At 36.7% G+C, this 14938-nt stretch carries 14 protein-coding genes; 7 read left to right on the forward strand and 7 right to left on the reverse strand.

The window, feature by feature from the left end:
• Positions 1-187: 187 nt before the first annotated feature.
• The 7 genes from LBD46_00495 to LBD46_00525 form a co-directional block, all read right to left on the reverse strand.
• A complete protein-coding gene (locus LBD46_00495; protein ID MDR2425656.1) occupies positions 188-748 on the reverse strand; it encodes a nitroreductase family protein in 561 nt (186 codons plus the stop codon).
• Positions 749-993: 245 nt separating this feature from the next.
• A complete protein-coding gene (locus LBD46_00500; GenBank protein MDR2425657.1) occupies positions 994-1593 on the reverse strand; it encodes a cation transporter in 600 nt (199 codons plus the stop codon).
• 128 nt (positions 1594-1721) lie between these two features.
• The gene (gene pyk / locus LBD46_00505) at positions 1722-2759 is read right to left on the reverse strand and encodes a pyruvate kinase (GenBank protein MDR2425658.1); all 1038 of its coding nucleotides are present in this window, start codon (positions 2757-2759) and stop codon (positions 1722-1724) included.
• A 52-nt stretch (positions 2760-2811) separates the two neighbouring features.
• The gene (locus tag LBD46_00510) at positions 2812-3588 is read right to left on the reverse strand and encodes a hypothetical protein (GenBank protein ID MDR2425659.1); all 777 of its coding nucleotides are present in this window, start codon (positions 3586-3588) and stop codon (positions 2812-2814) included.
• A gap of 76 nt (positions 3589-3664) precedes the next feature.
• Positions 3665-4054 (reverse strand): hypothetical protein, encoded by a 390-nt coding sequence (locus tag LBD46_00515; GenBank protein ID MDR2425660.1) that lies wholly within the window; start codon positions 4052-4054, stop codon positions 3665-3667.
• Complete coding sequence (locus LBD46_00520; GenBank protein MDR2425661.1) at positions 4021-4194, reverse strand: hypothetical protein; 174 nt, start codon at positions 4192-4194, stop codon at positions 4021-4023. Before LBD46_00520 ends, LBD46_00515 begins: the two co-directional genes overlap by 34 nt.
• 193 nt (positions 4195-4387) lie before the next feature.
• Entirely contained in the window at positions 4388-5761 is a 1374-nt protein-coding gene (locus LBD46_00525; protein MDR2425662.1) for a TrpB-like pyridoxal phosphate-dependent enzyme, read from the reverse strand.
• 330 nt (positions 5762-6091) lie between these two features.
• Between LBD46_00525 and LBD46_00530 the strand changes: the two genes are divergently transcribed.
• The 7 genes from LBD46_00530 (at position 6092) to LBD46_00560 (ending at position 14890) form a co-directional block, all read left to right on the forward strand.
• Positions 6092-6364: an HU family DNA-binding protein gene (locus LBD46_00530; GenBank protein ID MDR2425663.1), complete on the forward strand. Its 273-nt coding sequence runs from the start codon at positions 6092-6094 to the stop codon at positions 6362-6364.
• A 15-nt stretch (positions 6365-6379) separates the two neighbouring features.
• Positions 6380-7597, forward strand: a complete 1218-nt coding sequence (locus LBD46_00535) for an LL-diaminopimelate aminotransferase (protein ID MDR2425664.1) — start codon at positions 6380-6382, stop codon at positions 7595-7597.
• A gap of 19 nt (positions 7598-7616) precedes the next feature.
• A complete protein-coding gene (locus LBD46_00540; GenBank protein MDR2425665.1) occupies positions 7617-8903 on the forward strand; it encodes a homoserine dehydrogenase in 1287 nt (428 codons plus the stop codon).
• 413 nt (positions 8904-9316) lie between these two features.
• The gene (gene bioB / locus LBD46_00545; protein MDR2425666.1) at positions 9317-10270 is read left to right on the forward strand and encodes a biotin synthase BioB; all 954 of its coding nucleotides are present in this window, start codon (positions 9317-9319) and stop codon (positions 10268-10270) included.
• A 64-nt stretch (positions 10271-10334) separates the two neighbouring features.
• Entirely contained in the window at positions 10335-12728 is a 2394-nt protein-coding gene (locus LBD46_00550) for a hypothetical protein (protein MDR2425667.1), read from the forward strand.
• A gap of 305 nt (positions 12729-13033) precedes the next feature.
• Positions 13034-13735: an SDR family oxidoreductase gene (locus tag LBD46_00555; GenBank protein ID MDR2425668.1), complete on the forward strand. Its 702-nt coding sequence runs from the start codon at positions 13034-13036 to the stop codon at positions 13733-13735.
• Between the two features lie 42 nt (positions 13736-13777).
• Entirely contained in the window at positions 13778-14890 is a 1113-nt protein-coding gene (locus LBD46_00560) for a beta-ketoacyl-[acyl-carrier-protein] synthase family protein (GenBank protein ID MDR2425669.1), read from the forward strand.
• The last annotated feature ends 48 nt before the right edge of the window (positions 14891-14938 follow it).

Genomic DNA, 14938 nt, shown 5'->3' on the forward strand with positions numbered 1-14938 from the left:
AATGCAGCAAAGGCAAGAACCATTTTTTCAAAATCCCCTCAAAATTGCGCCGCACAGAGTGCAGCGCAATGCTTTAATATGTCGCACAATCACAAGAACATGCAATGACAAATGAGCAGGTGGAACAAAATGCAGGGTTGTCAGCCTGTATGTGATTCAAAATCTGCTCTTTATTGTTACAGAAAAGCTACCATTTGTTGGTATGGATTTTTCCTGCATCATACTTGTTTTTCGGCTGTGTTTCGCCTTTGGGCTTGCCTATTGGAATTACGTTTAAAGGAACAAATTCAGAAGGTATTGAGAAAGTTTTTCTTACGGCGTCAACTCTTTTTTTGTCCGGATAAACAGCCGTCCATACTGCGCCAAGTCCCAAATCCTGCACGGCAAGCAAAATATTTTCCGTAGCTGCCGAACAATCCATTATCCAAAAATCTTCCGAGTCTTTTTTCCCGCAGACTATTATTGCTATAGAAGCTTCTCTGAGCATTTTTGCATAAGGAAGCTTGTCTGCAAGAGAGTCAATCACTTCGTGATCGTCAACTATGATGAAAGCCCATGGCTGAACATTCCTAGCGCTCGGAGCAGCCATGGCAGCTTTCAAAATAATGTCCAAGTCCTGCTGTTCTATTTTGCCCCTTTCATAACTTCTGACGCTTGTTCTTTTCATAATGGTGTCAATGGTCTGTGCTGCAAAAACATTTGAAACAAAGAAAAACGAAACAACAAAATACAAAAATAATTTTTTCATTGTATCCTCTTTTTAATTATATTACGGCAAGATAAAAGTCATTAATATAAGAACTAATAATTTATACATCCGAACAAAGAGAAAGACGCGATGAGTTCACAATATTTATTAAAAAGTATTTAAATTGCCCGTAATTATACCATAATATTTTTCGTGCTTGCAAGATTCGCTTGAATATAGTAAAACCATTTGGATGATTATAAATATCATCACGACAAAATACTATTACTGAAGCAAAAAAGTTTTTATTTTATCAACGCAAGCAGAGCTTGTTTGAGGAGTGAAATAACCTGGACAATTATAAACGCCGCGATAAAAAGGCTCAAAACAGGGTCAAAAAAATACATGTCCTTAAGATAATATATTGCTGATGCAGAGGCAATCAACGGCATTAAAGCGGCGCACAGCGCGTATTTTATGAAAAGCGTTTTTATGTCTTTATTTTTTTTGATTTCGGGATAAAGAAGCAATAAGCAAAAAGCCAGCCCTGTAAAAGCCGAAAATGCCATCCAGCATGTCATAGCAAGGTTAATCCCCACAGGGTCAGCAAAAAGAACAACCGCTTTATAAATTATATACAGAGCGATTATCAGCAGCATAACCCCGTTTAAACATATCGAATAGAACTGCGAACGTTTAAAGGCTTCGCCTTCTTCTTTGCTTATGTTTAAATTTTTGCCGATTATTGCAGGCAGCGCAGCAAACGACGCTGCGAGCATCAAGCCCGCGTGACTTAAAAGAGAAAGGCTTCCGGAAAAAAAGCTGCCCACCGTTTCAACAAACACCAGCAATAAGCCGATGCCTAAAACAGTGGGCAGTTTAAACTCTTCTTTTATTTTTATCATCGTTATTATTAAACAATTAATAAATAATCATTATTGTGTTTCGCAAGTCAGGCTTGCAAAACCTGTTAACAGGTTCGTCCGCGCCGAAATTCTAAACGGTTCATTGTTAATTATTAATTGGACTCCTGTTACTTTACCAGCGGCAGCCTGTAACTGTTCTTTTCCGTGAACTTAATGATGTTTCCCATCATTTCAACCGCTTCGGCGGGATATTGTCCTACCGCGGTTTCTGCTGAAAGCATTACATAATCGCTTCCGTCAATGATAGCGTTTGCAACATCGCTGACTTCTGCTCTTGTCGGAATCGGGTTTTCCACCATGCTTTCAAGCATTTGCGTCGCGGTTATGACGAACTTTTTGCGCGAACGGCATTTCTTTATTATATATTTTTGTACAACAGGCACAGTCCACAGCGGAATCGAAATTCCCATGTCGCCCCTTGCGACCATTATGCCATCGCACACGTCAAGAATCGAAGGAAGATTGTCTATTCCTTCCCTGTCTTCAATTTTAGCTATAAGTTTACAACAGTCTTTCTTTTTTTCTTTTTCCAATATGGAAATAAGAGGTCTCATGTCACCCGCAGTTCTCACAAAAGAATTTGCAACAAAATCGACATTGCGTTTTAAAGCAAAACGCATATCTTCCATGTCTTTTTTTTCCATATGAGGAAATTGAAGGTTCGCCTGCGGTATGTTGATGCCTTTATGCGTTTTGAGAACGTAATCCGACTGCACTTCTGTGATAAGCTCATCTTTTTTCGAAGACAATACTTTTAGTTTTAAGTTACCATCATCTATAAAAATATCGAAACCTTTTTTTATGTCCATAAGAGAATTTGAGTAATCTATGTAAATCTTTTTATTGTTGCCGGCAACCTCTTTATTCGTAAGTATAAGTTTTTGTTTCTTTTTCAGTTCGACTTTACCATTTTTGATTTCTCCGACCCTTATTCTGTGACCTTCAAGATCTGCAAGAATTTTTATGTCTCTGCTGTATTTTTTATTGAAATTTCTTATTAACGCAAAATCTTTTTCGTGTTCGACATAAGTTCCGTGCGAAAAATTAAGCCTTATAACCGTCATTCCCGCGTACGCCATTTTTTTCAGAACTGATAAAGAACGCGTCGCCGGCCCCATTGTGCATATTATTCCTGTTTTTGCCATTTGTGCTCCTTTCTTCTATTCAATTTAATATAGTGCATATAAAAAACAGCTTTTATTTCCATTCCGGGATTTCCTGTATCCAAAATTCTGTGCCGTGAACTCTGTTTACCGCGAGTTTTGAAGAATTTGCCCACTCTCCGCCTAGACTATAAGTATGATACAGTAAATACGGTGTATCAGGTATTCTTATCGGGTCCATAAAAGTCTTTCTTTGAGGATTATTTTTCTTTTCAGTCATAATCTCATAAAATTTACCTGTTTTTAAATCACAAACATAAATCCCGATAGTATCTTTTTCCACTTCATCTGAAGTACGGCCTTTCAAATTTCCGACAAAATGCGTTCCGTAAAAATATATTTTTTCATTCACATTATCAACATAAAAATATGTACGCGCCATTATTGCTATATAATTTTTTGAAAGAACCCTTCTCTTGCTGCCTTCTGCTAACTCAAAAATTTTATCTGCACTTATTATATCCAAACCTCTTGCCAAAAGTTCTTGTCTTTCTTCTTCTGTGCGGAGCGGGATAAGATTAATATATTTTTTGTCGTTAATAATAATTTTATTATCAAAATTATCGTAATCTTCAGCGTCACGTACAGGTATTATATTTTCCAACAGAGAATTTATTTCTTGTTCTTTTAGCGTTAATTCCATCAAATGCCTGTCGCGGTACTTTAATATAAGTGTTTTACTATGTCCGTTGCCAGCATCATAATTTAAACATATGTACAGTTCATTTTTGTTTATTACATATCCGTCAAAAGAACAATACCTTTTTTCAAGCCTGTAAAGCATAGAAGCTTCATTGTACGGCTGTTGCATATCATCAGCCGCTACCCCGCAAGCGGATAATATAAAAAGCGTAAATATTACTATTATTTATTTCATATTTAACATTTTATGTCTTCTTATTACAAAAAAAATCAGCTGCAGGTACTCTGTCTGGACCAAATTGCACTGAAAAATTATCTGTTTCTCCAATCTCTTTAGTTCTGGTGTTATAACCGTCAACTATAACTTTGCCGTCTTGTAAATCATTGCCTGTTACAAACACTACATGTCCTTGTCCGCCTGAGGGATTGTTATATATTGCCAGAATTATGTTGCCCTCAGCTGCAAGCTGTTGAGCTGTGGTATGGTCAAGAACGCCGCTTGCCATTCGTGGAATCATTTCGCCGTTACCGGATTTGCCGAAATAATCATACATCTGGTTTGCGGTCATTGTCCATGGGCTTCCTTCCGCCATCGGCAGCATTATGCCGTATCTGGCAGCAAGCCCGCAGTACACATATAAATACAGTATGAAGAATCATTACCCTTTGCATATTGCAGGTCTCTTTCCCTTGCCTGAATATACTTGTTTAACTTCTCGTATTCTTTTTCAATATCATCTCCATATATTCCTATATCAAAGAATAGTAAAGGCATATCAAAACCAAGCGGCTGTACATCTTTGCGGGAAGGTTTGAAATACGATACGCAGCTTATATATATTACCGCGTCGGACGCATTAATAAAAGTTACGACGGCGTTTGAATACCCGTTTGCCGTAATTACGATTTTTGCCCGTTATACAATAAAAGCATGCTTTATTTATGCAACAATAAATATGTGCTATTTGTTATGAATCTACTTTCGGCAGATGAGATAAAGCTTCTTCAACTTTTTCCGAAGGATACTCATAATCCAGCATTTTTCCGGAAAGGTAGTTATCATATGCGGATAAATCGAAATGTCCGTGACCTGAAAGATTGAAAAGAATAGTTTTTGATTTTCCTTCTTCTTTTGCTTTAAGTGCTTCATCGATGGCCGCTTTTATCGCGTGTGCCGATTCTGGCGCAGGAAGAATTCCTTCCGTTCTCGCAAAAGTTACTGCAGCATCAAAAACTTCGCGCTGCTTTACCGCTATCGGTGTAACGATTTTATGTTTTACCAAAGCCGAAACGAGCGGAGATGCTCCGTGATAACGCAGTCCTCCTGCATGTATTCCGCCTGGCATAAAAGTATGTCCAAGCGTATACATTTTAAGAGCAGGCGTAAATCCCGACGTGTCACCATAATCGTACGCTAAAATGCCTTTTGAAAGTTTTGGGCATGCTGAAGGTTCCACTGCGATCGCCTTTAAATCCGCTTTTTTACCATGCAGTTTGTCCATTATAAAAGGAAAAGCCGTTCCCGAAAAGTTTGAACCGCCGCCAAGACATGCGATAACTATATCGGGATAATCGCCTGCTATTTCAAGCTGCTTTTTTGCTTCAAGACCTATTACTGTTTGATGCATTGCTACATGATTTAAAACGCTTCCTAGAGAATATTTCGCATTTTTATGTGTAATCACATCTTCGATAGCTTCGGAAATCGCTATTCCCAAAGAACCCTGATTGTCCGGATCTTCGACTATAACTTTTCTTCCGACTTCGGTTTGAACTGAAGGGCTGGAAAAAACCTGTGCTCCGTAAACTTGCATTAAAGATTTTCTGTAAGGTTTTTGTTCAAAAGAAACTTTAACCATATAAATGACGCATTCGATGCCAAACATTTTGCAGGCCATAGCGAGAGCCGATCCCCACTGTCCTGCGCCAGTTTCCGTAGCTATCCTTTTTACGCCTTCTTTCATGTTATAGTAAGCCTGCGCAACTGCGGAATTGGATTTATGGCTGCCCGAAGGACTTACACTTTCATTTTTAAAGTATATTTTTGCGGGGGTGTCTAAAGTTTTTTCAAGATTGTATGCCCTTACGAGCGGGGAAGGTCTCCATATTTTGTAAACGTCAAGGACTTCCGACGGAATATCTATAAATCTTTCCATGCTCATTTCTTGTTTTATGATTTCTGCGGGAAAAATTGCCGATAAGTCCTGTGCGGTGGCAGGTTTTCCAGTTTTTGTGTTAAACGGCGGATCGAGCGGCTGCGGAAGATCTGCCTGTATGTTGTACCACTGTTTAGGCATGTCCTGCTCGTTTAATATTATTTTCTTTAAACTTGATTTTGACATTCTGCTCTCCTTATTTAATAAATTAAAGAAATGGCTGCGACAGCTGCGGAATTACCATCGAAAGCCCGGAGCTTTAAATATTTTTAAAATATACGGTAGATAATCAAAAAGATTTTTATATTTCATAAATAATTAAAAATTATATATAATACTCGAAATAAAAGTCAAATAAACAAAAAAAATTGCATGCCCACAAAAAATCAAAAAATGATTGAAAATAAAATCATTATCGTTTTTTTAGAGAATTATTGACTTTTTTTTAAAATTATATTATAAATTAAAGGCGTTTTGAAAATTTAGCAGCTATTAAGTTGCGGAGGTATTTTTCAGATGAAAAAGCCCGATGTCATTAGGCAGGTTTCAGATGTTTCAGGATTAACTCAAGGCGATTCCAATCGAGCAATAAAAGCTCTCGTAAAAGTTATACAGGACAGTCTGAAAACCGGTGAGGTCATTTCGCTTTCAGGGCTTGGCTCATTCCGAGCTAAATCACGCAAAGCTAGACAGGGCAGAAACCCTAAAACGGGCGAAGTGATTCCTGTTCCACCCGGCAAAAAGGTTTCTTTCAAGCCCACCACTACCCTCAGGAAAATAATACAATAGCAGAGTACCAAATTTATGATAAATATAGAGCCATCAAAAAAATTAGATAAGTTACCGCCATATCTTTTTACAAAAATTAACCTTTTAAAAACTGAAGCTTACACAAAAAATCTTGATGTAATCGATTTGGGCATGGGTAATCCGGATTTGCCTACGCCCAATCATATTGTTGACAGGCTTTGTGATACTGTAAAACATCATCATAATACACACAGATACCCGCAGGCAAAGGGTATGCCGAAATTCAGAAGGGCTGTAGCCGAATGGATGGGGAGAAGGTTCGGCGTAAATATGGAACCTGAAAGTGAAATTCTTGCGCTTATAGGTTCAAAAGAAGGAATTGCTCATCTTTGCATGTCTTATCTAAATCCAGGAGATTATGTTTTAGTCTGTGACCCCGCTTATCCCGTACATTTTAATGGAGTTGTTCTTGCCGGCGCAAAAATCTATTCAATGCCTCTTCTTGAAAAAAACGAGTTTCTGCCGGATTTTACGAAAATACCGGAAAAAACGGCACAAAAAGCAAAAATAATGTTTTTAAATTACCCAAATAATCCGACAGCTGCTGTTGTTGAAGATAATGAATTTTGGAAAGAAGCCATAAGATTTTGCAAAAAGTATAATATTTTGCTGGTTTCCGACAATGCTTATTCAGAACTCACTTTCGGCGATTACTGCGCACCTTCGATTTTTGAGTTTCATGGGGCAAAAGAGGTCGCTTTGGAATTTCATTCATTTTCCAAGACATTTAATATGGCAGGCTGGAGGCTCGGATGGGTTTGCGGGGACAAAAAGCTTGTCGGCCCGTTAGAAAAATTTAAATCATTTTTAGATTATGGCGCGCCGACTTTTATGCAGCTTGCCGGCATTGCAGCTTTAAACGGTTCTCGGGAATGCGTAAAAGAGCTTTCTACAGTTTATGAAAGAAGAATGAAAAAAATGACGTATGGTTTACAGAAAATAGGCTGGAAAGTCAGAGAAAGCAAAGCGACAATGTATATTTGGGCGGGTTTGCCCGACTGTTTGTTAAAAGAAGGGTCATTAAAAGTTGCAGAAAAACTTATAAAAGAAACTGGTGTTGTGGTTTCGCCTGGAGTGGGTTTCGGCAAACATGGCGAAGGGTATGTGCGAATATCGCTTGTAACGCATGACAGGCGCTTTCATGATGCGCTTCTTAGAATAAATAAATTTACCAAAAACGCAGCAAATCAAAATGTTTCAAAAAGCATTTAAAAATAAAGGAAACGGTTTTATGAAAAAGAAATATATCAATGCAGGGCTTATAGGGTACGGCACTGTAGGCAAAGGCGTAGTAAAAATTTTGGAAGAAAACAAAAAAATAGCATTGCGTAAAGTCGGAAAACCGGTGAAAATCAAGTCAATATGTGATTTAAACCCGATAGACAGGCCAGAACTTTACGTTAAAAATTTCAAAGACATCATAAAAGATCCAGAAATCGATTTAATCATAGAACTTATCGGAGGATACGAGCCCGCAAGAACGATAATTCTAGAAGCTCTGCAAGCCGGAAAAAACGTCGTTACTGCAAACAAAGCTGTTTTGGCAAAATATTGGGACCAGATTTTTACTACGGCTCAGAATTGCCAAAAATCGATTTATTATGAAGCTTCGGTTGGCGGCGTTATTCCTGTCGTTCAGGGTTTAAGCGAAGGAATGGCTTCAGAAGAAATTCTTGAAATCAAAGGCATTTTAAATGGTACGACAAATTTCATTTTAAGTGAAATGACAAAAAAAGGTGTTGACTACGATGAAGCTTTAAAAGCCGCTCAAAAAGCGGGTTTTGCGGAAGCTGACCCTTCATTTGATGTTAATGGCATAGATACAGCAAATAAGTTAGCCATACTTGCTTCGCTTGCATGGGGCGGCTGGATAAAAGTCAAAAACATTTCCGTAAAAGGTATAGGAGATCTGGACATAGCTGACGTTTTAATAGCGCAGGAGTTCGGTTATGACATAAAACTTATCGGTTCGGCGCAAAAAACAAAAGCTGGAATAGATTTATCTGTACAGCCGTGTCTGGTAAAACACGGACATGCCTTTGCAACCGTTGAAAATGAATATAATGCCGTAACGATTACCGGAAAAGATTCGGATGATGTTTTGTTTTACGGCAAAGGAGCAGGACAACTGCCTGCTGCAAGTGCAGTCGTTTCTGACATAATAAATCTTTCAAAATTTATAGTTACAAATACAGCAGGAATCGTGCCGGATGTAATTTACGATAAAAAAACAAAAATAAAAATTCTTCCATCCGGAAAAAGTAAGAGTTCTTATTATCTGCGTTTCAACGTTGTGGACAAACCGGGCGTTCTTGCAAAGATTTCCGGCATTTTGGGTAAATACAAAGTTTCAATTGCAAGCCTTTCACAGCCCGATATGGAAGAAGACGGCATTACCCAGATAATAATTACGACTCATATGACAAATCGAGAAAATCTTGAAAAAGCGTTAAAACAAATAGACGCAGCAAAAACCATAGTAAAATCCAAAACAGTAAAAATAAAAATAGAATTCTAATATCCTTGCAGACGGAAAAATATAAAAGCATAAAAGGAGGCTGAGAAGCAGTAACCTTGCGTGCAAGCCGCATGATTTATGCTCTTGTTCTTTATCCAGCCTTCATCTTCATATTAAAATACTAAAACAATAACATCTGAAAATTAAATTATGTTCCCACAGAGCCGAAAACTGTCCAAAGAACCGTAGTTTGTACATCAGAAACCTAAAAATAGTCCTGTGGAATAACCGTGTCGAATTTTGTTTCGACGCGCTTTACTTGTCAGAAAAACACTCAGTTTGCCGATTTTAGCTTTTCACATAAGCCAAAAATCTTTAAATAATGTAAACTTTATACAAAATAATTAAAATTGACCGTGTTTTTTTTATATTATAGAATTTTTTAGATTTATTAAAAGAGGATAAGCGGCTAAATGGAAAAACTTATTTTGGAAATCATAGACGGACAGCAGATTACAAAAGAAGAAGCATCAAAACTTTTTGATTTTGAAATTGAAGAACTTTTTTTTGCAGCTTCAAAAATACGTAAAAAATATAAAGGCAACAAAGTAAAAATTTGTTCCATTATCAATGCAAAATCGGGACAATGCAGCGAAAACTGTAAATTTTGTGCACAATCTGCTCATCATAAAACAAATGTCAATGTCTATCCTTTAGTTTCAAACGAAAAAATAGAAGAAGTTTCAAATAAAGCTCTTGAAAACGCCGGATGTTTTGGCATAGTTTCAAGTGGAAACAATTTAACCGATGAAGAAATAGACAGACTTTGCGATTTGCTTAAAAAGCATAAAAAATCAGACCATTTTGGCATGTCCGTAGGATATCTATCCGATGAAAATTTAAAAAAACTTCAAAAAGCCGGCTTAAAAAAGCTTCATCATAATCTGGAAACTTCCGAAAGTTTTTTTCCAAATATCTGTACAACGCACAGTTATGAGGAAAGAAAAAACACTATAAAAAGGGCAAAAGCTTTGGGGTACGAAATATGCTCGGGTGGATTATTCGGCATGGGCGAATCCGTTAAAGACAGAATAGAATTGGCTTTTACATTAAAAGAACTCGGAGCGGACAGCGTTCCAATGAACTTTTTAATGCCGGTAAAAGGCACTGCACTTGAAAACATAACGCCTCTTGCTCCGGTTGAAATATTAAAAACGATAGCCGTATTTAGAATAATTCTTCAAACTCCTGACATTATGATATGCGGCGGCAGGGAAATAAATCTGCGCGATTTGCAGTCGATGATTTTTTATGCAGGAGCAAACGGCACCATGAGCGGCGGTTATCTCACCACTTGGGGAAGAGACCCGAAAACCGACAAACAGATGATAAAAGATTTAGGACTGGAAATAGATCCACATCGCTGATTTTTGAACGTTATATATCAGTAAAGTACATGCTTGACAAATTCATATTTAATAAGGATAAGAAATGCAAAATTATCTGAAGGTAAAAAAAGAAGAAGAAATCAAACGCAGAATAGCTGTTGACATATTTAAAGCATTTGATACGGTTTATATTATAGGTAATATCGATTTTTGTGTTTCACGGAAAGTCCATGTTCTTGATATGTTTGAAAACAGAACAGATTTTTTCTGGGCGGAAAGCAAGAAAGGTAAATCAGATATTTACGCATCCATTACACAGCTTATTTTAACTATTGGCAAAGCTAAAACTTACACAAAAGAGCTGCCGCCAATGTATATCGGAGCGTTTGATGCGGTTCAAATAGCGTTTGTTCCTTATTCTGAAATACAACATATATTTAGTCAGAATGATTTTAATTGGAATGTTACACCGAGTGATCATACAACAAAAGAATTCAAGCAAATATACAGTTTCATAAAAGAAAGTATAGATAAGAATGCAGCATTATTTGACTATGAAAGAGATGAATCAGAGCTTAAGCAATTTATCAACAACAAATTTAAGATAGGTAATGACATACAGAATAAAATCAAAATAGATAAAAATAACTATATAGTTATATATAACAAATGGCGCGAAGCAGTCAAGCCGACAATTAGTATAAACTGGGACGATATTGTTGACAATTTGATAGACGCTGATTTTTATTTAGCTGACCTGTTGTCTGCCAAGAATATAACTATCTCTGAAAAATTATTTGTTTTGCTAAACGATAATAGATATAACATCAACAAAAGAATAGACAAATATGGATTAATATCGCTACAAGAAGTAGGATTTAGAGATAAAGGCAAGGCACATACACAATTTTGGAATAGGTATGAGCATCCGCCAAAAGAGGAATACTGGGAATATATTGTCAACCGCCGGGATTTATTAGTTTCTCAAGATGTCAGAGAAATAAAAGGCGCATATTTCACACCGCAGATATGGGTAGAAAAAGCGCAGCAATATCTTGCTGACGTTTTGGGTGAAAATTGGCAGGACGATTATTATATATGGGATTGTGCCGCTGGAACAGGCAATCTTTTAACAGGTCTTTCAAACAAATATAATATCTACGCTTCAACATTAGACAAACAGGATGTCAATGTTATGTATGAGCGTATAGATAACGGTGCAAATTTACTCAAAGACAATGTATTTCAGTTTGATTTTCTTAATGATGATTTCTCAAAACTACCTCAAGGACTACAAGAGATAATCAATAATCCGCAAAAAAGAAAAAAGCTTGTCATATTTATCAATCCACCGTATGCCGAAGCAGGCAATGTCAAACAGAGAACAGGTACTGGAAAAAATAAAGACGGTGTAGCAAAAAACAATAAGTCCATATATTATAAATATTCACATCTTATAGGTAAGGCAGCAAATGAGGTATTTGCGCAATTCCTTATTCGCATCTATTTTGAAATAGCAGGCTGTAAAATTGCAGAATTTTCTAAATTGAAACTTTTGAGCGCCCCGAACTTTGCCAGAATACGTCAGATATTCAAAGCCAAACTTGAAAAAATGTTTGTAGTTCCATCATATACATTTGACAATGTTGACGGACATTTTCCGATAGGGTTTAAAGTGTGGGACACAGATAAGAAAGAATGTTTTGTAAAAATAAAAGCTGATGTATATATCGAGAATGGTGATTATATAGGACAAAAAACTATTTATTCTTACGATGATGTAAAGGGTTTTTTGAGCAAGTGGCTTGTTGAATTTAAAGATAAGCATAATACGCCGTTAGGAATGATGAACTCAGGCCGTAATGATTTTCAAAATCAAAGACTTGTTTATATCAAAAATCAAATTTCAGATAGTGCACACTCTATTACTATTACTCCTACCCTTACTAATATTATTCCTGCAAGTATATACTTTGCTGTTCGCAAGTGTATACCAGCAACTTGGTTAAATGACCGAGACCAGTTCTTATATCCGATTGATGGCTGGGAAAAAGATACTGAATTCCATAATGACTGTTTAGTCTATACACTATTTAATAACAACATACAAGCAAAATATGGCATTAATCACTGGATTCCGTATACAGAGCGGGATGTCAATGCAAGAAACAAATTTGAAAGTCATTTTATGTATGATTTTATCAAGAATAGGAAATTCTCAACAGCGGCAGAACAATTATTGGCAGCTGGCTTGGAATTATGGAAGTATTATCATTCAAAGATAACAGAATTAAATGTCGCTGCAAAAGAGCAAATAAACGCCGGATTTTACGATATTAAAGAGTATTTTCAGGGACGCAATGAAAAAGGTAAGATGAACAATAAGTCAAATGATGCCGAATATATGCGCTTAATCAAGGCAATCAGTTACAATGCCAATATAATAAGTAAAAAAATAGAGCCTAAAATATATCAATACGAATTCTTAAAAAAATGAGTTTTTGGGATTTTTAATACGATTTTTGCAATGTGTGCGGCTCTAAATAAATATCATTGTTTGCTAAAACAAAAAGGAAAGATAAAAAGTTAAATATCACTCCGAAAAAAACTAATAAAGCTATTAATTTGGTCTGTAGAAATTTAGAAATCAATTTGTCCTCCAATTTGTTTGTTATAATTAAAATAATAAAATTTACAATACCTAAATTTACATTTGAGGACAAAATTGTAAATTGTATAAAAATTGTGTAGTATGAATTGCCATCAATGTTTTCAGCAAATTAAAAGTCAGGTTGGAATAATATGCAAAATAAAACAGTGTTAATAACCGGAATTTCAAGAGGCATAGGTAAAGAGCTTGCGTTTGCGTTTTCAGAAAACGGCTGGAACGTATGCGGCTGTTATAAAACTAATAAGCCGGAATATGAAATTGACCGCTGTAAAGTTTTTCAATGCGATATTTCAAATCCTGAAGAAGCAGCTTCTTTTGTAAAAAATTCGCGGGAATCATTCGGCAAAATAGATTGTCTTATCAATAACGCATCAATAGGCAAAAATAAAATAATTCTAAAAGAGTCTGCAAAAAATTGGAATGAAGTCATACAAACAAATCTCAACGGCACATTTTATATGATTAAAGAAACGCTGGCAGTTATGTCAAAGCAGCGCAGCGGCTCAATAATAAATATTTCTTCAATTTCCGCTTTTAAATCTTATGCAGGAGCGGCAAGTTATTCAGCTTCAAAAGCCGCGGTTACGGCAATAACAAAAACCGCTGCAAGGGAAGGAGGACGTTTCGGCGTTTCTGTAAACGCCGTGCTTCCGGGTTTTCATTTTACTTCTCTCGGAAAATCTGCCGGCGGCAAATATATAGAAGAAAGAAAAGTAGAAAGCGTTTTAAATACCACTACTGACATAAAAGAACTTATAGAGTTTATTCTCATGCTTTCGCGGTTTAAAACTGTTTCCGGACAAATATTCAATATCGATTCAAGAATAATTTAAAAAATTTGCAAAAATAGCTGTTTATTTTATAACAGGAAAACAATGAACCCTAAGGTAAGATTTGCAGTGACCGGAATGGGAATAGTTTCTCCACTCGGAACTGGAAAAGAAACAAATTGGCAGAGATTGATAAGAGGCGGCTCGGCCGTACAATATGAAATAAAAAGCGAAGCATTCTTGGCACGCGTTCAAGATTTTAATATTCCGCAAAATATGCGGCGGCTCGGAATGGCTTTTATTGCCGCAAATGAAGCATTGGCAGAATCGGGCGTAAAAAATTCGGATTATTTACCGCGTCGAATAGCTCTTTCCTGTGGAGAAAGCAAACAAGATATATTTGCAAAAAATTTTACTTTAGAAAATGATTTTCCACAGCAGCTTAAAAGAGTGCTGGATATACATGGTGAAACCCGTTGTGCTGCGGCTGCCTGCGCTACTGGTTCTTTAAATATAATTCAAGGCTGCCGTATGATTGAAGAAGGTATATGCGACGCGGCATTATGCGGCGGCGCTGAAACTTCCATTCATCCCCTTTACATTGCGGCATTTAGAAATATCGGAGTGCTTTCAAAGCACGGAATACGACCTTTTGACAAAAATCGCGACGGTTTTGCCATAGGCGAAGGCGCGGCATTTATAGTTGTGGAAGATATCAAAAGAGCCCTATTGCGCGGTGCAAAAATTTATTGTGAAATAACCGGCTTTGCCGAAGGCATTTTTTCTAATCATCCGCTCAACATCGATTCATGTGAAAAAATGGCATACATCATAAAAAATGCTGCAAAAGATGAAATTCCTGATTATATTCATATGCATGGAACAGGAACAAAAGCCAATGATTTACGTGAAAGCGAAGCGATTGTTTCTGTTTTTTCAAATATACAAAATTTATCGGTAAGTTCCACAAAAGCAGCTACTGGACATATGCTCGGCGTTTCTGGCGTTGTGGGTGCAATATTTTCAATACTTGCAATGAGAAATAATATAGTTGCGCCGACGCTTAATTTCAGGGAAACCGATATAAAACAAGGTTTGAACTACACGCCCGTAAAAGCGCAAAAAAAATCTGTAAACTCTTCACTTTCCCTTTCTTTTGGTTTTGGTGGACAGGGAGCGGCTTTGTATTTCAAACGCAGCGCAGTCAACTCGTTTTAACCTCAAAGCTAGAATATTTTTTAGTTTGCGAAAAAGAAACAGTGGCAA

It is taken from the genome of Candidatus Endomicrobium procryptotermitis (assembly GCA_031279415.1).
GTDB lineage: Bacteria > Elusimicrobiota > Endomicrobiia > Endomicrobiales > Endomicrobiaceae > Endomicrobium_B > Endomicrobium_B procryptotermitis.

Coding starts and splice junctions, on each gene's coding strand:
- LBD46_00495 (MDR2425656.1), bottom strand. CDS start 748: ATGAAAAAATTATTTTTGTATTTTGTTGTTTCGTTTTTCTTTGTTTCA.
- LBD46_00500 (MDR2425657.1), bottom strand. CDS start 1,593: ATGATAAAAATAAAAGAAGAGTTTAAACTGCCCACTGTTTTAGGCATC.
- pyk (MDR2425658.1), bottom strand. CDS start 2,759: ATGGCAAAAACAGGAATAATATGCACAATGGGGCCGGCGACGCGTTCT.
- LBD46_00510 (MDR2425659.1), bottom strand. CDS start 3,588: ATGCAACAGCCGTACAATGAAGCTTCTATGCTTTACAGGCTTGAAAAA.
- LBD46_00520 (MDR2425661.1), bottom strand. CDS start 4,194: ATGCCTTTACTATTCTTTGATATAGGAATATATGGAGATGATATTGAA.
- LBD46_00525 (MDR2425662.1), bottom strand. CDS start 5,761: ATGTCAAAATCAAGTTTAAAGAAAATAATATTAAACGAGCAGGACATG.
- LBD46_00530 (MDR2425663.1), top strand. CDS start 6,092: ATGAAAAAGCCCGATGTCATTAGGCAGGTTTCAGATGTTTCAGGATTA.
- LBD46_00535 (MDR2425664.1), top strand. CDS start 6,380: ATGATAAATATAGAGCCATCAAAAAAATTAGATAAGTTACCGCCATAT.
- LBD46_00540 (MDR2425665.1), top strand. CDS start 7,617: ATGAAAAAGAAATATATCAATGCAGGGCTTATAGGGTACGGCACTGTA.
- bioB (MDR2425666.1), top strand. CDS start 9,317: ATGGAAAAACTTATTTTGGAAATCATAGACGGACAGCAGATTACAAAA.
- LBD46_00550 (MDR2425667.1), top strand. CDS start 10,335: ATGCAAAATTATCTGAAGGTAAAAAAAGAAGAAGAAATCAAACGCAGA.
- LBD46_00555 (MDR2425668.1), top strand. CDS start 13,034: ATGCAAAATAAAACAGTGTTAATAACCGGAATTTCAAGAGGCATAGGT.
- LBD46_00560 (MDR2425669.1), top strand. CDS start 13,778: ATGAACCCTAAGGTAAGATTTGCAGTGACCGGAATGGGAATAGTTTCT.